We start from the raw sequence: 22,417 nt of genomic DNA on the forward strand, positions 1-22,417 counted from the left end.
GCGGGTTGCGGGATCGGTTCATCGCGGGTGGGACACCCATAATCCTGCATTCAGGTGGACATCTACACAGCTTGGCTATGCAGGGAATCGCAAGCGCGCTAACCGATTGAATGATGACAAGGCCAAACCTCCCCGGCGGATTGATCGATGGTTCGCGCCACCTGTACGGCGTGCGGGTCTATTACGAGGATACGGACCTTTCAGGCATCACCTATCATGCCAATTACCTGCGCTGGTTTGAACGCGCGCGCTCTGATTTGTTGCGATTGCTGCGGATCGATCAGCGCGCCGCGATTGAGGCGGGCGAGGGCGCCTATGCGGTGACCGAGTTGAACATCAAATACGTGTCTCCGGCCAAGCTTGATGATGATGTGATCATCACCACCACCAGCACCCAGATCGCGGCGGCCTCGGTGCGGATGGAGCAAGTCGCGCGGCGCGGCGATGGTGTGCTTTGCACAGCGCAAGTGCGTGCAGGCTTTCTCACCCTCGAAGGCCGCCCGCGCCGCCAACCGCAAGAATGGCGCGATGCCTTTCACACCTTTATGACCGCTTCATCCTGATCAAAGGACCATTTTCGAAAGTGTCACTCACCACTCTGACATCACAAGTCATCGTCGCCGCGTCACAGGTCTCTCTGGCTCCTCCTGCGGCTGGCGCTGCATCCACTCGGCTTGACCCGGTGGAGCTGTTCCTTGACGCGGATATCGTCGTTCAGGCCGTCATGGCTGGTTTGCTGATCGCCAGCATTGCCGTGTGGGCAATCAGCATCGCCTTTGCCTTGCGTATTGGCGGGCTTGAGAAATCGGTTGATGGCTATCAGTCTGAATTCTGGGAAACGCGTGATCGTGACGGCATGCTGACCAAATCGGCCCGCGCGGGCAATCCGGCGGCGCGTGTCGCAGGGGCGGGGATGGATGAATGGAAGCGCTCTAAAGCCGGGCCTTCGATTGATCGCAGCGCCGCACGCGACCGGATCAGCGCTGCAATGGAAAGCCAGATCGCTGAGGAAGCCGACGAAACGGCTGGGCGTTTGGGCTTTCTTGCAACCACCGGATCGGTCGCGCCCTTTGTCGGCCTGTTCGGCACAGTCTGGGGCATCATGAACAGCTTCTTCCAGATCGGCGCACAGGAAAGCTCATCCCTGGCAGTGGTCGCGCCGGGCATTTCAGAGGCCTTGTTTGCGACCGCAATCGGTCTGTTCGCTGCTATCCCGGCAGTCATCGCCTATAACCGGTTTTCGGGCCGGGTTGACCGATATGAGGCCAAACTTCAAAGGTTTGCTGACAAGGTTCACGCAGGGCTCAGCAGGGAACTGGACAAAGGCTGATGGGGGCCACGCTCTCCTCTAACCGCCGCGGATCGCGCCGCTCGCGCCGTGCGCCGATGGCCGAAATCAACGTCACGCCCTTTGTTGATGTCATGCTCGTCCTGCTTATCATCTTCATGGTGACAGCCCCGCTCCTTGCAGTGGGTGTGCCGATTGAATTGCCCGAAAGCGCGGCCAATCCGGTCAATCAGGATCCTGAACAGATCACCGTTTCGCTCAATGAAGAAGGCGCGATCTTCATCAACAATGACGCTGTGCCCACTGGCGGTTTCCCCGCAGCTCTTGCGCAAACGGAGCGCGGCGCAGATGGGCAATTGCCCGTCGTCGTCTTTCGCGGGGATCGCAGCGTCGATTATGGACGGACAATGGCCGTTCTGGGTGAGCTCAATCGTGCAGGCTTTACCCAGATCAAACTGGTGGCAGAGCCATGATGGTCACTGCAAGTTGCCCGGTCACCTCGGATTCATCGAGGCGCACTTAGCGTTGAGGTAAGGATGGCTGAGGCACGAACATATCGCAATGAAGACGGCATTGGGCTGGCCGTTGCTGCTGTCTTGCACGTGACGGTTGTTGCGTTGCTATTGCTCCAGCCCGTGCGAGTGCCTGATACGATCCCAGAATCTGAAGGCATCGCCGTCAGCCTTGCAACCGATGTGAGCTTGACATCCACGGCGCCTGATCCTGTGCCGGAGGCTGCGGCGGCCACAGCCCCTGTTCTGGGAGAAGTTCCGGTGCCTGAGCTGAGCGATCCTGCTCCGCTGCCCGATAGCGCGCCGCCTCCGCCGCCACCTTCGCGCTCAGTAGCGCCCAATCGCTCGGCATCCGCGCCTGCTGCGCGCCCAACGCCGCGAACCCCAGCACCCTCGCCGCGCGCTACGCCCAGCCGGCCAAGCGGTGGAAGCCGGATTGGCGATGACTTCCTGCCCGGTGCGGGCACTTCATCAAGCAGCACCGAAACACGCATCCCGGCAAGCCAGATTGGTGCGAGTGCCAAAGCTTCGATACAGTCGCAGATGATCCGCGAATTGCGCCCGCATTGGGCTGGCAAAGCGCCGACAGGCGCGGATGCAGACAAGCTTGTGACGATTGTGTCCTTTCAGCTCAATCCTGATGGATCACTCAAAGGCAGCCCGCGGGTGGTGCGCCAATCGGGTGTGACGCCTGCAAATGAAGCGCAGAAGGGCCGACACGCTGAGATTGCGCTTCGCGCTGTGCGTCTTGCAGCCCCGTTTGACTTGCCACCAGAATATTACAACGCTTGGAAATCGATCCGCGCGCTCAGCTTCGATAGGAACCTTGCACGATGAAATTTGCTATCTTCGCATTCGCTTTGGTCAGTGCCTCTCTCGCCAATACGGCGGCGGCGCAAAACACCGATCTGGGTGAACCCGTTGGCGAGGGCGGAGCGGTTGACGGCGCAGACATTGCGGCCTCAGAAGGCGGCGATGATGAAGGCGGTCTCGTCTTCACCGTCACCGATGATACGGATTATTCCGATGTCGGCATTGCCATCCCCGCTTTTGCCACCGATGCAGACCGGTCGACCCCTGCCAATTCGGGCGGAACGGCGGCGCTGGGGCAGGAAATCGCGCGCGTCATCACAGCCAATTTGCGCAATAATGGCCTGTTCAAACCGACTGGCCCAGACAGTCTGCCGCAGCCGCCATTCTCGCAAATCCGCAGCCCCAGCTGGAGCACGTGGAATTCACGCGGTGCCGAAATGCTGGTGCAGGGTTTCGCCAACGCCAAACCTGACGGCAAGCTGGTGGTGGGATGCTATCTTTATGATGTGGCTCTCAAAGATGAGCTTATCCGCGAAGGATATGAGGTGCGCCCTGCCGATTGGCGCCGCGCCGCGCACAAATGCTCGGATCTGATCTATGCTCGATTGACGGGAGAAAGCCCGTTCTTTGATAGCCGCATCGCCTATATCGCTGAAACGGGACCAAAGGATAAGCGGGTCAAACGCCTGGCTGTGATGGACAGCGATGGCGCCAATCACCGCTTTCTCACCCTTGGCAGCGCCACCGCACTAACACCGCGATATTCGCCCGATTATTCTAAGATCCTGTACCTGTCCTATGTCGATGGCAATCCGCGGATCTATGTCTACGACATTGGCCGGGGCAGTCAGACTTTGGTTACAGAGAACAAAAGCCCGACACTCGCCCCGCGTTGGGCACCGGATGGCCGGCATATCCTGTTTTCCATGGCGGTTGCAGGCAACACCGATATTTACCGTGTCCCTGTAACGGGTGGGCGGATCACGCGGCTTACCGATACGCCTGGGATTGATATTGGCGGATCGTATTCGCCTGATGGCAGCAAGATCGTTTTCGAAAGCGATCGGTCTGGGTCGCAGCAATGCTATGTCATGAATGCTGATGGCACAAACCAGCGGCGCATCACCTTTTTCGGAGGACGCTGCGCGACGCCAGAATGGAGCCCGCGCGGTGACCAGATTGCGTTCACGCGTATTGCGGGCGACTTCAACGTTGCGGTGATGACGCCGGCGGGGCGCAACCTTCGTGTGCTCACAAGCGGATGGCAAGATGAGGCCCCGACATGGGCGCCCAATGGCAGGATCATCCAATTCTTCCGCACGGCGCGCAATTCGGGCAAATCGAACCTTTGGCAGGTTGACCTCACCGGCCAGAACGAACGGCGTCTGCCAACCCCGGTTGATGCGTCTGATCCCGCCTGGGGACCAATCCGGCCTTGATGGGGCTTGCCGATACGACTGATTGATGCGCTATTTGTATGAGAAGCGATTGCGCTGACGATATTCAACGAAAGGATAGTCTTGATGAACAAGCCATTTGCCACCGCCATGTTGCTGGTATCGGTCAGCGCGATCGCGGCCTGCTCAAAAGAAGCGCCCGAAGAATTGCCGCCGCTGCCTATGGATACAACCACATCAACCCCCGCTCCGCCGCCCAGCAATTCGGCCAATGTGGCAGGACCAGGCACACAGGCGCATTTCCGCAATGCCGTCGGCCAATCGACCGTCGTTTTCTTCGATACAGATCGCTTTAACATCGACAGCGCTGATGCCGCCGCTTTGCAGGCGCAGGCGCAGTATTTCGCGCAATATCCCTCGCTCACTTTCACCATCGAAGGGCACTGCGATGAACGCGGGACACGCGAATACAACCTTGCCCTGGGCGAACGGCGCGCCAATGCGGCGAAGAACTACCTCGTCAGTCTTGGCATTTCGCCAGACCGGATCACCACGGTCAGCTTTGGCAAGGAACGCCCCGTTGCGCTTGCTTCAACGCAGCAAGCATGGGCTGAAAACCGCCGTGCGGCCAGCGTGTTGATCAATTGACCTGAGCAGTGATGATGGGTGCCGGGGCGCTGATGGCGATCCCCGGTGCTTGCTTTGTGTCAAAGCCTGAAAACTGAGCAACAAGGCACAGAGCTGCCAGCGCGGCAGTGCTGAAAATGCTCGAAATTTTGAGTTGCTGGCTCATGCGGTTCCCTGTGTGAGAGCGCCGCGATAACGACACTTCGTAAACGTAGTATTGCAATGCAACATTTTCAATTGCAACTGGTTCCTCCAATTTACGAAAAGCGTGCGGGCCTGGATGCATCTCGCCTTTTCATCTGTGGTCAGGGTGGCTAGATTGGCTCTTGTGACCCATTCCATCCTTTCTCTCATTTCCCGTATTCCGGTTCCTGCATGAGCGCGGCACGTCGTTCCAACGATTGGGGCTTTCCGCGCTGGCGTTCCTACGATTCGTCGCGCGAAACGGTCGCCCAGCGTGAATGCGATCGGCATGGCTGCGATGAGCCGGGGCTTTGTCCTGCTCCCAAATCGCCCAACAACCCGGACAAGTGGTATTTCTGTCAGAAACATGCGGCGGAATACAACTCTAAATGGGACTATTTCGAAGGTCTCGAAAAGGCCGAGAAAGAGCAGCGCGCCAAAGCGGAACGCGCCGAAAGCGCAGCCTATGCGGAAAGCTCGCATTATGGCTGGGCGACATCGGGCGATGGATCGCGCACCGCTGATGAGATGCGCGCGCTCGAAGTGCTGGAATTGGAAGCGGATGCTGAGTTTGAAGCCATCAAGAAAGCCTATCGCCAAAAAGCAAAACTGGTGCACCCTGATGTGAAACCGGGGGATGAAGAAGCTGCCAAGGAGTTCCAGAAACTCCAGGTCAGCTACGAAGTGCTGCGTTCCGCCGAAGAGCGCCGGGTGTGGAAGGGTTGATCCCTTACAATCGCATGGCCTGAGTAGGAAAGCGGTTTAGGCGCTAATCTGCTTCCGGTCCCGCAAATCCGCGTTTGTTTGAGCTTGAATTGATCGCCGGGGCAGGATTGTCATTCCACCACGCCACATCACTCCAAGGGCGGGCGTCAATCTCGTGGGTCCAGCAATTGCGCGGCTGCTGCGCCAGATGCCAATAGGTCTCGGCCAGATCAGCCGGGTCAAGCACGCCGTCTGCGCCCTTTGCCTGCCTGAAGGCATCCCATTTATCACCCAGCAGTTTGCCCAATGTGTCGGGAGCATCGACCGCGCCATCGACCACCACATGCGCGACATGCACGCCTTGCGGGCCGAATTCTGCGTTTAAGGTCTGACACAGCATCCGCCGCCCGCCCATGGCTGCGGCATGGCTGTGCTGGCCCGCATTGCCGCGCACGGCTGATGTGGCAGAGGTCACCAGCAGCGTCCCATGCCGTCCGGTCTTGGCGCGTTCCACCATGGCCGGCAGCATCGCATGGGCAAGGCGGAACAGACCAAAGCAGCCCAGCCGCCACCCCAGCTCAAAGGTGCGGTGCGGGGTATCATGCAGATCGCGGTTTCCGATCTGTGCGCCCAGATTGTAGAGCGCGGTGTCGATGGGGCCGATGTCGCGCTCGACCCGTTCCACCAGCTCTTCAATCGAGCCGTCTTCAGCCGCATTGAGCAGTGTGCCTGTCGCAGTGCCGCCCGCTTCCTCTATGTGGTCAATCAACCGGCCAAGGCTCGCCTCATCTGATCGGCGTGCGAGCACTGCGTGATATCCGCCCGCGGCAAACCGTATGGCGGTGTTCCCGCCGATCCCTGCGCCAGCCCCGATTACCAGACACACTGGCTTTCGCGTATCACCCATTGCTTGCTCTCCCTCCCTTGCGGCTTAGCGCGGGTGAGGGGAGTAGGAAAGCGCCTCAAACGTGTTCGAGAGCTTGCTCGAAGTCTGCAATCAGATCGCCTGCATCCTCAATCCCCACGCTGATGCGCACCAGACTGTCGGATATGCCAAGCGCGGCTTTGCGTTCATCGGGCACGGACAGATGCGTCATGGATGCCGGGTGGCTCGCCAGTGTCTCTGTTCCGCCAAGACTGACGGCAAGCTTCGCAATTTGCAGGTTGTCGAGGAAAGCGAAGCACTCTGCCTCGCCGCCTTTCAGGAACACGCTGAAAGTGCTGCCTGCGCCTTTGCAATGCCGATCATAGATGTCGCGTTGGCGGGCATCTGTGATATCGCCGAGATAGCCAAGGCCGGTGACTTTGGGATGGTCTTTCAGAAACGCGCAAACCTTGGCGGCATTCTCGCCTGCGCGCTGCATGCGCAGTTCCACCGTCTCCAATGACCGCAGCAGCATCCAGGCGGTGTTCGGATCAACAATCCCGCCCATCGTGTTGCGCAGCGCGCGCACCGGGTCCATCCAGCTTTTCGCGCCCGCAATGCTGCCTGCCACAAGGTCCGAATGCCCGCCCACATACTTGGTGAGCGAATAGGCCACGATGTCCGCACCGTGATCCAGCGGGCGCTGCCACAAGGGACCAAGGAACGTGTTGTCGATCGCGATAGGGCAGGGCCATTTGAGGTTCGCATCACGCGCCGCTTTCACAGCTTCGATATCGACAAGCGCGTTGGTGGGGTTTGCCGGGCTTTCGAGGTAGATCATCGCCACTTTGCCGCCATTCGCGTTTGCTTGGCGTTTGGCGCGGCTCAGCACCTCGTCCAGCTCTTCCCTGCTCGCGCCAGCGGGGAAGTCGATATAGGTCACCCCGAACTTCGACAGCACTTTGGCGACGAAGCCTTCGGATGCGGCATAGAGCGGGCCGGAATGCACGATCACATCGCCTTGGCTCACATAGGCCAGCATCAGCACGCAGATCGCGGTCATGCCGGATGAGAACGTTAGCGCATCCTCTGCCCCGTCCCAGATGGCAAGGCGGTCTTCCAGGATCTCCTGATTGGGTCCGTTAAAGCGCGAATAGACCAGCCCTTCTGCCCCGCCTTCGCGTTTGCCGGTGATCCCTTCAAAGTGGCGTTTGCCGTCAGCCGCGCTGGGGAAGGCGAATGTGGAAGTGAGGAAGATAGGCGCTTTCAGTGATCCTTCGGACAGCACCGGGTCAAACCCGTGTCCCATCATCAGCGTCGATGGCTTGAGCGGCCGGCCTGCGATGGAGGTGCGTTCTGGCTTGGGCTTGCGGCGCGGGGTGGGGGCACCGGGCGCTGCGTTCTGATCAACAGGTGTGTTGGTGGGGGGCGTATCGGTCATGGGCGGGAGCCTTCCTGCGTATTTGGACGCTCCCAGGAAGGCAGGAGCGGATTGAAGAGGGTAGGGGCGCCCGCCTCTAACCTTCCGCAGAGGCGCTTCTCCCTTTGCCTGTTAGGCCCTGCGATAGCCAGAACTGGTTTCACATGCAACCGCTTCGCGTCAGCTCGGTTCATCGCAGCTGAGGCACACATGGACCGCATGTTACACGGTCTTAGCGTAAAAAAGATCCGCCCGATGTTTCGCCCGGTGCGCGGCAAGTGAGAGAAGGGGGCGGGATAGTTCATGCGCCCTTTATACCGCGTGAGGGCCATGTAGGACAGCGCAGCAGCTCCGGGGGAAACAGGCGAGCATCGGCAGGCGCGCCTCTTCAGAAAAAAGCAGCTCGAAGCCGCAGCCATGTTGTGCTTTGATTATGCCGATGGGCGCGCATGGGGCCAAAGAGCCTGAGACCAGCTAAAAGGGAGAGGCTTATGTCCATAAACGATCCGTTCCAGATGCAGCGCGAGCTGCGTTACGGCGCCCCGGTATGCGATCAGATTTTGACCGGGCGGCATTTCACCATCGGATATTCCTGGTATTTCCGGCAGGCCAAATGGACGCTGGAGATCATCAACCGCGAACGCGAGCTGGTGAATGATCTATCGGGCGTGGTGCGCAAAAACGCGTTCCGCGCAGACACCCGCATTCCCAAACGGTTTCGCGCTGGGCTGAAAGCTTATGTCGGCAGCGGCTATGATCGCGGACATTTGGTGGCGAGTGCCAATCAGGATTTGCAGGAAATCCAGAACTCCGAAACATTCCTGATGTCCAATATGAGCCCTCAAAAGCCGCAATTTAACCAAGGCATCTGGCGCGATCTGGAAGACGAAATCCGCAATCTGGATAAGCGGGCCAGCACCGCAGAAACCTATGTGCTGACTTGCCCGGTGTTCTATTTCGGCGAAAAAGTGGAGCGCATCGGCAAGACCCAGGAAGATTTCGGCATCAGCGTGCCTGTCCCTCATGCCTTCATCAAAAGCGTGCTGGTCGAAAACAAGCGCGGGCGGTTCCGGCTGTGGACCTTTGAGATACCAAACAAGAAACAGACCGCTGATCTGGAGACGTTTCTAGTCAAAACCTATGATGCAGAACAGATTGTCGGCGGGCAGTTTTGGGACCGGATAGCGGGCGGCGATCTGCATGCGTATAAACGCAAAGCAGGATCCATGTGGTGATCGCTTAAACCGCCAATTAAACCAACGTTCCCACCGCCCAAACCACGCCGACAATCAGGAAAATCCCGATTGCATCGAGCAGCAGCCCGGCGCTCATCAATTTGCGGATCGTCAGCCGGCCTGTGCCCCATGCAATCGCGTTGGGGCCAGTGCCAGCAGGCAGAATGAAACCCCAGCTTGCCGCCAATGCTGCGGGCATCGCGACCAAAATGGCCTGTTCGCCCAGACCAAGCCCTGCGGCTAGGCTGGCCACCACCGGGATAATCGCGCTGGCAGTGGCGACATTGCTGGCAAATTCCGTCACCAGAACCACCATCGCAACAATCGCGAGCGTCATTAGGATCAGCGGCACAGCCTCTAGTGGTAGCAGCGCATCGCCCAGCCACTGCGCCAGCCCGCTCGCCTGCATGCCTGCAGCCAGCGCCAGCCCGCCGCCAAACATCAGGATAACGCCCCAAGGCGCGCGGTCGGCCTCTTTCCATTCGAGCAGACGGCGCGCCTTTCCATCCTCGCCCGCGCCATCCTCGCGCACGCCATCGGGCAGAACGAACAGCGCAAGAGCCGCGATCACCGCAATGGTGCCATCGGTCCAGCTGCCCTCTGGCAAAAAGGGCGCGACCCAGCGGCGGCTCATCCACAGCGCAAAGGTAACCGCGATGATGATCGCCACGCGTTTTTGCGGGCGCGACCATGGCGCGTTGTCCTCGATGGCATGGCGCGCGGCGGCAACATCAAAAGGGTGCGCGGTGACTTTCTGAACGCGAGCGATGATCGCAGCGGCGAGCGGCACGCCCAAAAGCACAATCGGCAGGCCAAACATCATCCAGGTGGCAAAGCTGATTTCAAGCCCGATCATGTCATCCAGCAATTGCACCGCAATGCCATTGGTGGGTGATCCGACAATCGTGCCAAGACCCCCAATGCTGGCGGCAAAGGCAATCCCCATGGGTAACGCGCCAGAAAGGCCTTGGGTTTGCGGCTCGCTTGCGCTCGCGCCATGGCCACCCGCTCCCTCCACCCTTCCACCCGGATCGTAACCCGGCGTGATAATCCGGGTGGAAGGGTGGAGGGTGCGGGTGGCCACGGTTTCGCCAGAAGACTGCGCCCCCCAGAAAGCACCGCCAGTGCCATCGGCATCATAATCAGCGCGGTTGATGTGTTGGATATCAGCATCGACAAAACCGCCGCGCTCACCATAAAGGCGAGCAGCAGGCGCGCTTGTCCGCCGTCTGATCCAATCGCTTTCAATATCGCCAAGCTCAACCGGCGGTGCAGCCCGGTGCGCTCAATCGCCAGCGCGATAAACGCGCCGCCAAGCAGCAGGAACAGGATGGGCGCGTAATAGGCGCTCGCGGTCGCTTTGGCATCCATCACTGAACTGAGCGGCAACACCGCAAATGGAAGCAGCGCAGTCGCCGCCAAGGGCACCGCTTCGGTCATCCACCACACCGCCATCCACAGGACGAGGCCAGCGACCAGCCAGCCGCCCGGCTGCATTCCGGCAGGCGGCGCGGTCAAAGCGGTGATCGCAAACAGGGCAGGGCCCAAAAACAGGCCGATGCGGCTGGCAGTCATGTGCGTTTTACCTCCCCCTTAAATCCGCGCGCGCCGGTTGGTGGGGCATCCTGCCAGCTTGCCTGACAAGCGCAAGGCCTCTTGCCCGAATTGCGGCGAGTGATTAGCGCTTGGGGTATGGGATGGCAGTACCATTTGATCGAAGGTGTGAAAGCGGTGTTCGCAGGCGCTGCGATTGGCATGGCTTTGCCGACGCTGTTTGTGATCGCTCTCGTCTGGGACGAAGGCGGCGTCACGCAGGGCGAAACGGTTCTTTTGACGTTGATGCCATTTGGCGTGGGCGTTGTTGCTGCAGGGATTGGCCTGATCATAGTGGGCTGGCCGATCACAGCGTGGCTAGCGCGGCGCAATCAGGAAAGCTGGCGCGCTTACTTCACTGGCGGACTAATCGGCGGTTCGGTCCCGGTATTTCTGATCACGCTGGTGTTGATCGGGGCGGGTGGATCGCTGGCAGGCGGGTTTATTGGCGCGCTGTTTGTAAGCGCTTTTGGAGCGGTCACAGGCGGCGCTGTCGGTCATTTCTGGTGGGTGTTCGCACGCAAGAAAGCCGCGCTCAACAACACCGATGGCTTGACCGAAATGTTCGAATAAACCTTGCCGGAACGCGCCGCCACCAGTGGTGGGAGGGGGTAGCGCGTTCTGGCTTAGGCTTTATTGCACTTCAGGCGGCGCTTCGCCCTCGGGATAAGCGCCATCGCCATAGATGACAGTGCCCGTACGGATGCCGCGGCGATAGGCCTTGTTCAGTTTTTGCGCGCGTTCGAACATCAACTGCTGCGCTGCCCGGTTGGCGACCGGTTCATCCGCGCATGCGGTTACCGGCGACATCCACGCATTGGGTGTGTCATCACCCACGCCGCGCCCGGTTGTGCACACGAATGTCAACCCCGGATCGCGGTGGCCATTGATCATATCGGCGATGGTGCCTTCGTAGCGATTGTATTTGATGCGGTCTTTCTTGGCGATGAGAGCTTTCACATCATCACGCGCGAATTTTGTGAGATGCGCTTTCAAATCAGTGTCCTGTGCAAAGTAGAACGGCTTTGCCTCATCATAAATGCGGCTGACCCGCAATGCCCCGCCAAACGATTCCACCCCGCGCAGCGAGTTCACAAATTCCTCGGCATTGAGTGACAAAAGGACATCGACATTGCTGCCTGTAAAAGCGAGCCGCTGGATCGATGGCCCGCCAATTTCACCGCGCCAGAAACCATACATGACACGCGGATCAGACCAGTTGGGATATACGATCCTTTCCCGGATATCGCGCGGGGAAAGCGCAATGCCTTTCACCTCGACCAGCTTGGCATCTTGCAGAGTTGCCTCGTTTGATCCGAACGACCCTTCGGCTGGCTCGCGCATGGGATATTGCTGGGCAAGCGCTTCTATCACCGCGACATTGTGCAGGTTAATCCAGAATGCGAGCTGTTCGTTGCGGGGCAAGCGCGCCAGATCAAGCTCGCTGCCGACGCGTTCCAAGTCCTGGCGGTATTCGCCCAGCGCGTTCACGATATTGCCATTGAGGAAAGAAAACGCGACGCGGTTTCCTTCGAGCCGGTAACGAGAACGATGGCCATATGTGATGCGCGTGCCCGTGGCTGGTGTCGCGCGCGGGGCGCCTTCTCGCAGTGATGGGCCCATGGGGATCACCATAAAACCCAAAGCTTCGTCCCAATGCGCGTAATCAATCCGGTGGTCGCGCCGATCTTTGGCAGGGGCGAAAACCGCAAAGGCCCTGTCGTCTAAACTGTCGTTTAACTTGGCGTCGTTGGAGCTGGCCGTTTGCACCGCACTGCTCATAGAAGCTTCTGCATTTTCCGCAGCAAGAGGCGCGCCGCAAAGCGCAAGCGCCAAGGTTCCGGCGGCTATCTGTAGACTATTCGGTTTCATTCAATGTCTCCCACTAGGACATATTTTTCAAACCCGTCACAAATAAACATGCGCCTTGAAAGCCTAACCTCAGATGAACAAGGCCCGCCCAAGGCGCTGCCTTAAGTAATAGTGGCTAGGGCAGCGGGCGCTTTATTTGACTTCGCCTTTGTCAGGATCATCGCCGGGCAGCTGGATATTGCTGAACGTCACCGTGCCGGTGCGCAGGCCTTTGCGTTCGATAAAGTCAAACTTCTTGCGGCGTTGGGCAATCAGGGCTGCAACGCCGGGGGCCACGCGGCCATTGGCGAAAAACGCGCTGCCCCGCGATCCGCCGGCCAAATCAGCGATATCGTGTTCGGTGATACTCGGCTTTACCTCGGTGGTTTTGGTCACCATTTTGCGCACGTCTTCATTGACGTAATCGAGCAGATGCTCACGCAGATCGGTGTTCAGATCGGCAAAGTAGAATGGCGCAGCCTCGCTATAAAGCTCGGACACATGCAGCGTTTTGCCGCGCTTTTCGGTGCCTCGCCGAGAATTGGTAAATTCGCGCGCGCTTTTCTCCAGCATATCAGACACGGTTTTGCCCTCAAAAGCAGCGCGTTGCATCGCAGGCCCGCCGATTTCCCCGCGCCAAAATCCGTAAATCACTTTGGGATCGGACCAGTTGGGATAGACAATCCGCTGGCGAATATCGCGCAGGCTTAAAGTGACACCGCGCACTGTGATGAATTTCGCCTCGTCCAATGGCGCACCGCCGATTGTGATCGCATAAGGTTGGCGCACAGGCCATTCTTTTGCGATCTGTTCGACCATGGCGACATTGTGCAGGTTCAGCCAGAAGGCGAGCTGTTCGTTGCGCGGCAAAGTGGTGATATCGAGAGTGTCAGCCACGCGCTGCAAGTCTTCGCGATATTCGGTGAAACTCGCAATAATCTCGGCATTCATAAACGAAAAGCCGACCATCGACCCATCCAGCCGGTAGATCGAATTGTGCGCCATCCGCATCCGGGTGGCGAGCGGGCCGGAGGTTTCAAACGGTTTGCGCCGCAGCGGCGGACCCATTGAAATGACGAAATTCGACAGCGCTTCAGTCCAGATGGAATAGTCTATCCGGTGGCGGATACGGTCACCCTTGGGCGCGAATTGGGTGAGGGAACTGTTAAAGCTGGCATCAACGTAATCTGTTTGAGCGATATCGGTAGAACTCGCTGAAAGCGGAACACCGGTCGCCGCAAACACAATAGCAGCGCTCGAAGACAAGAAATGACGAATGCTCATAGATTTATATCTAATGCCATCACCGCGCGCGCGTAAAGTCAAAATGCGGCCAATGGCGATCTATTCAATCTCGCCTTTATCTTCTGGATCCCCCGGCAATGCGATATTGCTGAAAGTGACCGTTCCGGTCCGCCCTTCGCGGATGATTTTCTGGAATTTCTGTTCGCGCTGGGCGAGCAGCCGCGCCATGCTTTGGGGTATGCGTGTGCGGATCGAATTGTCGTCAGACGTGATGTTCTGATAGGTCGGCTCGCGCACGCCGCCGGCCAGATCGGCGATGTCATATTCTGAAATGCGCGCCTCAGTGCTGGTGGTTTTTGCCAGCAATTCGCTCACTTCGGTATTCGCATATTGCGCGATATGGGCGCGCACATCTGCTTCGAAATTGGGAAAGAAGAAGGGGGCGGCCTCTTCATAGATTTTCGACACATCAAGGCGGCTGCCCGATTTTTGCGTGCCGCGCAGCGAGTTCACAAAATCGCGCGCCCCGCGTTCGAGCAGCCGGCCCACATTGCTGGCGTCAAATGCCTCTTTCTGGATCGAAGGCCCGCCAATTTCACCGCGCCAAAAACCATAGATGACCAGCGGATCGTTCCAGTTCTGATAGACGATCTTTTCGCGAATATCGCGCGGGGAAAGATTGACGCCTTCGACCGTGATAAACTTCGCTTCATCCAGCGGCACGCCATCCACTTTCAATTCGCGCGGCTGGCGCACGGGCCAGTTTTGCGAAATTTTCTCTACCAGCGCGACGTTGTGCAGATTGATCCAATAGCTCAATTGCTCATTGCGGCTCAGCGCTTGAATATCGATCTGGCTGGCGATTGCTTCCAGATCGCGGCGATATTCTGAAAAACTGTCGCGGATGGCATCATCGAAAAAGCTGAACATGACCCGCGTGCCCTCGAGCCTGTAGCGCGAGACATGGCCATATTGGCGGCGCGAGCCAAAACTGGGATCAGGCCGGCCAGCCCCTTGGCGCAAAGACGGCCCCATCGAAATGACAAGGTTCTGCATCGCCTCGGTCCAGATTGAATAATCGATCCGGTCATTGTTCGGGTTATCGCCGGGCACAAAGGTCGCATATTGCGGATCTACCGAGGCGCTGCGGGCGTGTGCTGGCTGAACGGCAAACGCGGCAGCGCAAGTGCTAATCGCAAGAATGGCGGCAAAGCGCGCAGATCCTGAAAGCGGGCGGCGAGGGAGAGGCCTGAACAAGGGCATTCTGGTAGTCCTTCCGTGGGTAACAGACCGGCCCTTCTTGCGAGGCCGTTTAGCCGATGCGCGGTATGGATACGAAGCCATCCCGCAGCTTAATGTTTAATGCGCGCCGCACAAAGGGGGAAGGCGGCGCGCTGGGCCTTTGCAGCGCGAAGTGCGCAGCAGTTGGCCCTAATACTGTGGTACATGAAATAATGTAACGCGCGATGACGGTAATCGGTTTCGGTGTGTTATTTGTCGAATACAGTGCTTGTTGGGTGCGCCCTTGGCATCCGCCAAGGGCTTGGCCGGACCGCGCCTGAGTCTTTGTTTGGTGCGGATTGCACATCCGTGCAATCCTTGGCCGCACCACCCCACCCGTCCACCAAGGGTTCCATAGGATATGGTGGATGGTCAGGGAGGCGGGGCGGTCCGGCGTGAGCGAAGCGAACACAAACAAAAACGCGCGTTATCAAGCAAACAAAAACGGGCGCTCTTTCGAACGCCCGTTTTAACGCTGCAGCGTTTGGCCGCACCTATTTCGGAGCAAGCACCATCAGCATTTGGCGACCTTCCAGCCGCGGGAATGCTTCGACTTTGGCCGTTTCTTCGACATCGGCCTGCACGCGTTTGAGCAGGTCCATGCCCAAATGCTGGTGCGCCATTTCGCGCCCGCGAAAGCGCAATGTCACTTTCACCTTGTCGCCATTGTCGATGAACTTGTTCACATTGCGCATCTTCACGTCATAATCATGCGTGTCGATATTGGGGCGCATTTTGACTTCTTTGATGTCCTGCGTCTTTTGGGTTTTGCGCGCGGCATTGGCCTTTTTCTGAGCCTCATACCGATATTTGCCAACATCGAGGAATTTGCACACGGGCGGGTCAGCATTGGGCGAAACCTCGACGAGGTTAAGACCTTTCTCATTGGCCTGTTCTGCCGCTTCGCGCGTGAACATCACACCCAGGTTTTCGCCTTCGTCATCAATGACGCGGACTTTGGGCACTTGAATGAAATTGTCATAGCGAGGGCCGCTTTTAGTTGGCGGGGCCATCTGACGCCGAGGTGGACGGGCTATTGTGTTCTCCTGTTGTAGCCTGTGTAGAGACTCGCGATGTAGGGATTTTTCACCCGAAACGCTAGGTGGAGTCTTACGTGGGAGCTCGATAGCGCGAGAATGTGACCAAATTGCCCTTTTCGGGGATGGTGATGGCTACACTCGCACGCCCCAAGATGCGCGATCAAATTCGAATAGTATCCAGACTACCGAAGGTAATAGGTATAAAGCTCCTGAGATAAAAAGACCGAAAGCGCAGGCGAAGATGACTGCTGCGCAACCGCGAAAAGCAGTCATTTGATGAGGTCTCACATTGCTTTCTGCCTGCGACGCGAACGGTGCGAAAAGCGCCATACTTCCGATAATTAAACCGAGCAGTGCACCTGTTGGCCATAATTGCGACCAAAAATAACGGTCACCGAATGACTGCCCTGCAATCAGCGCCATTACGCTATACAAAGCAACAATTTGAAGCTGGAGAACGACGATTACGGCAATTTTTGGTCTCAAACCATCGCCCGGACCCCGCGTGACCAAGGTTACTATAATCATTGTAAGGGCCAGCCACACAATGAGATGCCAGGCTGTTAGAGTTGAACATATCCATTCAAGCGGCGCAAAACTCACCTAAGCCGCCTCGCGATAAAGCGGGAATGTGACCAATTTGCCCTTTGCGGGCAGCACCGCATCTATGGTGCTGGCCGGACTTAGAGCTTTCAAAATCTCGGGCGCGTCAGCATCCATTCCGCCGGTGTAAGCGCCAAAAGCAGGCGCAATCATGCGGTCGCCTGCGTCCATGGATCGGCTGATCACGCCGCAGGGCCGCGCGATATGGCGGTTCCTTACACGCACGCGCATTTTGGGATGATAATGCCCGGAAAGCTCCGCGCGCGTTTCGCCCGGCTTTGCCTCATGGCGCAAGATCACGCCGCCGACTTCCAGCTCGCCCGTGATCGCAGCGCCGAATGCCCGCGCCATGTTTTCATCGTGATTGCCCGTGATCCAAACCCAATCGAGCGCGCGGGTCAAACTCTCCAGCATTCCGGCGGCATAGGGATCGAGCCTGTGCGTGCCTGCGTCATCGTGAAAATTATCCCCCAGAGTGATAACCCGCCGCGCGCCCGTCGCTTTCACAGCATCGGCAATCCGCTCCAAAGTTTCGCGGCTGTCATAGGGGGAAGCATTTGCCCCTGCTGCGCATACCAGCTGCCCTTTTCCAGATGCAGATCGGCGACCAGCACTGCGCATTCTGCCGGCCAATACAGCGCATTCGATTTGAGCAGCACCATTTCATGGCCTGCAAACTCCATCGCAGCGCCAGTATCAGGCATGATGTGTAGGGGTGAACGAAACAAGAACCATGCGATGTCTCTTGCCGGGAGAGGAGCGCTTTGGCAAGAGCGCGGATATGGACTGGACATCGAACACACAGCAAGCGCGCACCTGGTTTGAAACCTTGCGCGATATGATCTGCGCAGAATTTGAAAGCATTGAACGCGAGGCGGGGTCAGAGGCGAGCTTTGAATACACCCCATGGAACCGCGAGGAAGAGGGCAATGACGATCCCGGCGGCGGCGTTCAGGGCTTGATGAAAGGCAAAGTGTTTGAAAAGGTTGGCGTGAATGTATCCACCGTGCGCGGCAGCTTTTCTGAACAATTCGCCGCTCAGGTGAACGGCGCAAGCGCTGAACATCCAGAGTTTACCGCGACCGGGATCAGCCTGGTTGCGCATATGGCCAACCCCCATGCGCCTGCCGTGCATATGAACACGCGCTTTCTTACCACGCAGGCGGCTTGGTTTGGCGGCGGGGCAGACCTTAATCCGCCCATTCCTTACGAGGAAGACACCGAGGCGTTTCACGCGAAGTTCAAGGCGACGTGCGATGCGCATGGCGGCGATTATTATGAGCGATACAAGAAATGGGCGGATGATTATTTCTACATCCCGCATCGCAATGTGCACCGGGGCGTTGGCGGGATTTTCTACGACCATCTGGAATGCGCTGATGAGGCCGCGTTTGAGGCGAACCTCGCGTTTACTCAAGATGTGGGTAAGACATTCCTCGACATATTCCCCGCGCTTGTGCGCAAACGCATGAAGTCTGATTTCACCGCTGAGGAGGAAACCCAGCAGCTCGAATATCGCGGGCGCTATGCCGAGTTTAACCTCGTCTATGATCGCGGCACGATCTTTGGCCTTAAAACCGGCGGCAATGTTGACGCGATCCTGATGAGCCTGCCGCCGCGCGCTGTTTGGACGTAGTTTGGCTGCCGCTTGCGGCTTCTATTTCGCAGGGCCGAGGAGCGCCTGTTGAAGTTTTAAACCCGCGTAGATGTTTGTGCATCACATCGCGCAGCCGCGCCAGTTCCAGCGGCTTGGCCACGTGTTCCTGCATCCCGCTTTCCAGGCACGCTTCGACATCGTCGTTAAACGCATTGGCCGTGAGAGCGACGATGGGAAGATCTTCGGGGGCAAAGCCAGCTTCGCGGATTGCTCGGGTCGCCTCCAGCCCATCCATGCGCGGCATCTGCAAATCCATCAGAACCATGGAATAGGGTTTAACCTCATCGCGGGCATCGATAACGGCTCTCACCGCTTCTTCGCCGTTTTCCGCAATTTCAAATGTGAGGCCGAGACGGCGCCCCATTTCGCAAATCAGTTCCTGATTGATATCGAAATCTTCGGCCAGCAATATCCGGCAGCTGCATCCCGCACAGGGATTGGCGGCGATCTCAGCTGCTGGTGGTCCCTTGATCTGAGGCGCTGGCGCGAGCACAAGCGGCAGGGAAAGTGTAAAGCTTGATCCTTCACCTTGCACGCTTGCAACCACCAGATCACCGCCCATCAATTCGCACAACTGGCGACTGATGGGCAGGCCCAGACCCGTTCCGCCGCGCTGTGAATGCATGCGGTGATTGTCCTGACAGAACGGATCAAAGATCGACACCAGCATATTCGAAGCAATTCCGATCCCGGTATCACTGACGGTGAAGATGATATGGCTTTTGCTGCGCGTCAGTTTGAGCGACACTGCGCCCTGATCGGTAAAGCGCACAGCATTGGACAACAGATTGCCAAGGATCTGGCGCAGCCTGAGCCCATCCAATTGCACATAGCGCGGCACATCCGAGGCAATCTCACAGGTCAGATCAACTCCTTTTTCCTGCGCAATCGGCTGCGACAGGCGCGCGGCTTTGGCTGCCAGATGCGCGATATCGCAATTGTCCGCGCGCAGTTCCAGCTTGCCTTCTTCGACCTTGGTCAAATCGAGAATGTCATTGAGCAGGGTTTGCAGCGCTTTGCCGGAATCCAGGATCAGATCGACATGCCGCTGCTGTTCCGCATCAAGCGCGCTTGTGGACAGCAATTCTGCAAAACCCAGCACACCGTTCATCGGAGTGCGGATTTCATGGCTCATTTTTGCAAGGAAAGAGCTGCGCGCATTGGCGGATGCATTGGCATTGTTGCGGGCCTCGCGCAGTTCGGCCTGCATTATTTCTTCTTCGGTGCGGTCGCAAAACACGCCAAACAAAGCGCTGGCTTTGCCATTTTCGTCAAATTCAACCAGTGAAGTGCTCTGCGTATGGGCCACTTCGCCGTCGGCGCGCAGCAAGCGCGCTCGAAAACTGAACGGTTCGCCGGTTTGCCGGGATGTTTCAATGGCTTCGTTGACAATTTTTCGATCACCTTCGTGATAGAAATTGATCGCATCCTCAAGGGCGGGCGGCTCATCGGGCTCAAGCCCATGGATAGCGAAGCATCCGTCTGACCAATACACTTGATTGCTGCTCAGATCGACGCGCCAATGCCCCACTTTTGCGGTGGTTTCGGTGAGCTTTAGCAGCCGGTTTGCTTCTTCAAGCTCGCGCATCTGGCCGGCGAGAGTGAGAGATTCGGCCTTGGCGCGTCGGCGCGCTGTTGCATCACGCAGCATAAAGGCAAACGCCAGTGCAGTGATCATCGCGACGCTGGCGATTTGCAAGGCGGCACCTGTCAGCAGCCCGGAACACAGCAAGATGATGCCGCACACTGCCGCGACTATTGTCGCTGCTGATGCAGCATGCACTTTGCTTGAAGATAGCGCCGTTTCGTGTCCCATGTGCCTTAGAACGGCACGTTAGGCCCAATGTTTCAGCCACAGCGCTACTACCTAAATATCCATTTCCCTTTTTGAACGGTGCTCCAAGCAATTGAAACGAGATGCGTTAACGCTTGCCCGCTGGCGATGTTCGCCACATACTCGCAATTGATGCTGCGCCAGTATGAACTTGTTGAACGGGTCAAGGAATACGATCCATCCGCTGATGAGGCGGCGCTGAACCGTGCCTATGTTTACACCGTTCAAAAACATGGCAGCCAGAAACGCGCGAGCGGAGACCCGTATTTCTCGCATCCGGTCGAAGTGGCGGGACTGATGACTGACCTGCAACTGGATCAGGAAACGATCATCACGGCCTTGCTGCATGATACGGTTGAGGACACGCTGGCAACGATTGAGGATATCGAACAGCATTTCGGAGCCGAAGTCGCGCAATTGGTCGACGGAGTGACCAAGCTTTCAAAAATCGAGGCTATGCCCGAAAATGAACGCGCGGCGGAGAACCTGCGCAAGTTTTTGCTGGCGATGTCAGAGGATATTCGCGTGCTGCTGGTCAAGCTGGCTGACCGATTGCACAATATGCGCACGCTGCATTTCATCAAAAAACCTGAAAAACGCCAGCGCATCGCGCGCGAGACAATGGATATCTATGCCCCCTTGGCAGAGCGTGTGGGCATGTACGAATATATGCGCGAAATGCAGGCGCTGTCGTTCCGCGAGCTTGAACCCGAAGCCTATGCCACCATCACCGACCGGCTGGAAAAACTGCGCAATTCCGATGGCGGTCAGGTCGATGCCATTGCGCTTTCGATCAAGCAGGCGCTGGCCGAGGCTGATCTTAATGTCGAAGTGATGGGACGCGAAAAGCACCCCTTTTCGATTTGGCAGAAAATGTCTGAACGCCATGTCAGTTTTGAACAGGTCACTGATATCATGGCGTTCCGGGTGGTGACCGAAAACGAGGCGGATTGTTACCGCGCTTTGGGCGTGCTGCACACGACGTGGCAGTTTTTACCCGGCAAATTCAAGGATTATATCTCAACGCCCAAAACCAATGGTTACCGCTCGCTGCACACCAGCTTGATGTATGAAAATTCGATGCGAGTTGAAGTGCAGATCAGGACGCGCGAAATGCACAAGCGCAATGAATTCGGGTTGGCGGCGCATTGGGCCTACAAACAGGGCGACAAACACGATGGCGCGGTGGGCTGGCTGCGCGATCTGATTGAGATTGTCGATGCCAGCCATGATGCCGAAGAATTGCTCGAACACACGCGCATGGCGATTTATCAGGATCGCATCTTCGCGTTCACTCCCAAAGGCGCCTTGTTCCAATTGCCAAAGGGTGCAAGCTCGGTCGATTTCGCTTTTGCGGTGCACACCGATCTGGGGCTTGCCTGCGTGGGGGCAAAGATCAATGGCCGCCACATGCCGCTCAGGACGCCGCTCAATAATGGCGATGTGGTGGAGATCATCAAGGGAGCAGGCGCAGAGCCGCAATTGTCGTGGCTGGGCTTTGTCGTGACAGGCAAGGCGCGTGCGTCGATCCGGCGCGCGGTGCGGATGAAGGAGCGCGCTGAGGTTGCGACCATCGGCTCCAAACTGTTCGATGAAATCGCCTCCCGCGTGCCCGCGCGCATTGGCAAGAAAGCGATCCGTGCGGCAATTGAGCGATTGGGCATGGAAACGCCTGAAGAACTAATGTTCGCGATAGGCTCTGCCAAGCTGACCGACCGCGAAGTGATGGAAGCTTTGGTGCCGGGATGCACGTCTGAATTCGATAATGATGCAGACTGGTCGCGGCGCGAACGGGTGGTTTCCATTCGCGGATTGACGCCGGGTGTTGCGTTTGAATTGGCGACATGCTGCCACCCGGTTCCTGGTGACCGCATCGTTGGCTTAAGGCGCAAGGGCGAAACGGTGCTCGTCCATGCGATTGATTGCCTGGAACTCGCCAATGGTGAGGACACCGATTGGCTGGACCTGTCCTGGGGTAAACGATCCCATGGCGCGATTGGGCGGTTATCGGTGACGATCTATGACAGGCCCGGCACGCTGGCGGAAATGGCGGGCGTTTTTGCGCAGAACAAGATCAACGTGACCAGCCTGTCGCAAACGCAGCTCGATCATCCATTTACCACCTATGAAATCGATGCAGAGGTCGAAGATTTGACCCATTTGACTCGCATCTTAAGCGCCTTGCGCGCCAGCGATGCAGTCGCTCAGGCTGAACGCATCTAAACGTGCTTAACCCGCTGTAACCCGCAGAATACGGGGCATTGCTTA

20 protein-coding genes and 2 pseudogenes are annotated in these 22,417 nt (G+C 57.8%); 11 read left to right on the plus strand and 11 right to left on the minus strand.

The features are described from left to right. Positions 1-113: 113 nt before the first annotated feature. From AC0V6L_RS08775 to pal, 6 genes are all read left to right on the plus strand, one after another. Positions 114-563 (plus strand): YbgC/FadM family acyl-CoA thioesterase, encoded by a 450-nt coding sequence (locus tag AC0V6L_RS08775; protein ID WP_486155087.1) that lies wholly within the window; start codon positions 114-116, stop codon positions 561-563. 74 nt (positions 564-637) lie between these two features. Then, the gene (gene tolQ, locus AC0V6L_RS08780; RefSeq protein ID WP_486155088.1) at positions 638-1,330 is read left to right on the plus strand and encodes a protein TolQ; all 693 of its coding nucleotides are present in this window, start codon (positions 638-640) and stop codon (positions 1,328-1,330) included. Next, positions 1,330-1,761: an ExbD/TolR family protein gene (locus AC0V6L_RS08785; protein ID WP_486153903.1), complete on the plus strand. Its 432-nt coding sequence runs from the start codon at positions 1,330-1,332 to the stop codon at positions 1,759-1,761. The genes tolQ and AC0V6L_RS08785 overlap by 1 nt, the downstream gene beginning before the upstream one ends. Before the next feature lie 63 nt (positions 1,762-1,824). Beyond that, positions 1,825-2,637: an energy transducer TonB gene (locus AC0V6L_RS08790; RefSeq protein WP_486153904.1), complete on the plus strand. Its 813-nt coding sequence runs from the start codon at positions 1,825-1,827 to the stop codon at positions 2,635-2,637. Next, entirely contained in the window at positions 2,634-4,052 is a 1,419-nt protein-coding gene (gene tolB, locus AC0V6L_RS08795) for a Tol-Pal system beta propeller repeat protein TolB (protein ID WP_486153905.1), read from the plus strand. Before AC0V6L_RS08790 ends, tolB begins: the two co-directional genes overlap by 4 nt. A gap of 84 nt (positions 4,053-4,136) precedes the next feature. After that, positions 4,137-4,658, plus strand: coding sequence for a peptidoglycan-associated lipoprotein Pal (gene pal, locus AC0V6L_RS08800; RefSeq protein WP_486153906.1), 522 nt, complete (start codon positions 4,137-4,139; stop codon positions 4,656-4,658). Here pal and AC0V6L_RS08805 read toward each other — a convergent pair. Next, entirely contained in the window at positions 4,651-4,803 is a 153-nt protein-coding gene (locus tag AC0V6L_RS08805) for a hypothetical protein (RefSeq protein ID WP_486153907.1), read from the minus strand. The genes pal and AC0V6L_RS08805 overlap by 8 nt on opposite strands. A gap of 209 nt (positions 4,804-5,012) precedes the next feature. On the opposite strand from AC0V6L_RS08805, the gene AC0V6L_RS08810 reads away from it, so the two are divergent. Beyond that, the gene (locus tag AC0V6L_RS08810; RefSeq protein ID WP_486150148.1) at positions 5,013-5,546 is read left to right on the plus strand and encodes a J domain-containing protein; all 534 of its coding nucleotides are present in this window, start codon (positions 5,013-5,015) and stop codon (positions 5,544-5,546) included. A gap of 43 nt (positions 5,547-5,589) precedes the next feature. Here the strand turns inward: AC0V6L_RS08810 and AC0V6L_RS08815 are convergent, their stop codons facing one another. Continuing rightward, positions 5,590-6,432, minus strand: coding sequence for an SDR family NAD(P)-dependent oxidoreductase (locus AC0V6L_RS08815; RefSeq protein WP_486153908.1), 843 nt, complete (start codon positions 6,430-6,432; stop codon positions 5,590-5,592). A gap of 55 nt (positions 6,433-6,487) precedes the next feature. Further along, entirely contained in the window at positions 6,488-7,831 is a 1,344-nt protein-coding gene (locus AC0V6L_RS08820; protein WP_486153909.1) for a cystathionine gamma-synthase family protein, read from the minus strand. A 470-nt stretch (positions 7,832-8,301) separates the two neighbouring features. On the opposite strand from AC0V6L_RS08820, the gene AC0V6L_RS08825 reads away from it, so the two are divergent. Next, on the plus strand, positions 8,302-9,045 hold the full coding sequence (locus tag AC0V6L_RS08825) for a DNA/RNA non-specific endonuclease (RefSeq protein WP_486153910.1): 744 nt from the start codon (positions 8,302-8,304) through the stop codon (positions 9,043-9,045). A 16-nt stretch (positions 9,046-9,061) separates the two neighbouring features. Here the strand turns inward: AC0V6L_RS08825 and AC0V6L_RS08830 are convergent. Further along, positions 9,062-10,620, minus strand: a pseudogene (locus AC0V6L_RS08830) (SLC13 family permease). Between the two features lie 117 nt (positions 10,621-10,737). Between AC0V6L_RS08830 and AC0V6L_RS08835 the strand changes: the two are divergent. Continuing rightward, on the plus strand, positions 10,738-11,211 hold the full coding sequence (locus tag AC0V6L_RS08835) for a hypothetical protein (protein ID WP_486153911.1): 474 nt from the start codon (positions 10,738-10,740) through the stop codon (positions 11,209-11,211). Positions 11,212-11,271: 60 nt separating this feature from the next. Here the strand turns inward: AC0V6L_RS08835 and AC0V6L_RS08840 are convergent, their stop codons facing one another. From AC0V6L_RS08840 to pdeM, 6 genes and pseudogenes are all read right to left on the minus strand, one after another. Beyond that, a complete protein-coding gene (locus tag AC0V6L_RS08840) occupies positions 11,272-12,510 on the minus strand; it encodes a DUF547 domain-containing protein (protein ID WP_486153912.1) in 1,239 nt (412 codons plus the stop codon). Between the two features lie 132 nt (positions 12,511-12,642). After that, positions 12,643-13,773 (minus strand): DUF547 domain-containing protein, encoded by a 1,131-nt coding sequence (locus AC0V6L_RS08845; protein ID WP_486153913.1) that lies wholly within the window; start codon positions 13,771-13,773, stop codon positions 12,643-12,645. A gap of 60 nt (positions 13,774-13,833) precedes the next feature. Next, positions 13,834-14,997 (minus strand): DUF547 domain-containing protein, encoded by a 1,164-nt coding sequence (locus AC0V6L_RS08850; protein WP_486153914.1) that lies wholly within the window; start codon positions 14,995-14,997, stop codon positions 13,834-13,836. 512 nt (positions 14,998-15,509) lie between these two features. Then, positions 15,510-16,028, minus strand: coding sequence for a translation initiation factor IF-3 (gene infC / locus AC0V6L_RS08855; RefSeq protein WP_486150164.1), 519 nt, complete (start codon positions 16,026-16,028; stop codon positions 15,510-15,512). Positions 16,029-16,187: 159 nt separating this feature from the next. Continuing rightward, positions 16,188-16,658, minus strand: a complete 471-nt coding sequence (locus tag AC0V6L_RS08860; RefSeq protein ID WP_486153915.1) for a hypothetical protein — start codon at positions 16,656-16,658, stop codon at positions 16,188-16,190. Further along, positions 16,659-17,341 (minus strand): annotated as a pseudogene (gene pdeM / locus AC0V6L_RS08865) (ligase-associated DNA damage response endonuclease PdeM). 98 nt (positions 17,342-17,439) lie between these two features. Between pdeM and hemF the strand changes: the two are divergent. Then, positions 17,440-18,294 carry an oxygen-dependent coproporphyrinogen oxidase gene (hemF, locus tag AC0V6L_RS08870; protein WP_486153916.1) on the plus strand — a complete coding sequence of 285 codons (855 nt, stop codon included), beginning with the start codon at positions 17,440-17,442 and terminating at the stop codon, positions 18,292-18,294. On the opposite strand, the gene AC0V6L_RS08875 is transcribed toward hemF, so the two are convergent. Next, positions 18,230-20,131, minus strand: a complete 1,902-nt coding sequence (locus AC0V6L_RS08875) for an ATP-binding protein (protein WP_486153917.1) — start codon at positions 20,129-20,131, stop codon at positions 18,230-18,232. The two genes, hemF and AC0V6L_RS08875, sit on opposite strands and share 65 nt — an antisense overlap. A gap of 150 nt (positions 20,132-20,281) precedes the next feature. Here AC0V6L_RS08875 and AC0V6L_RS08880 point away from each other — a divergent pair, with 150 nt between their 5' ends. Further along, positions 20,282-22,372, plus strand: coding sequence for a RelA/SpoT family protein (locus tag AC0V6L_RS08880; protein WP_486155089.1), 2,091 nt, complete (start codon positions 20,282-20,284; stop codon positions 22,370-22,372). Positions 22,373-22,417 lie beyond the last annotated feature (45 nt).

The sequence above is a fragment of the Erythrobacter sp. JB1-15 genome (assembly GCF_057365035.1).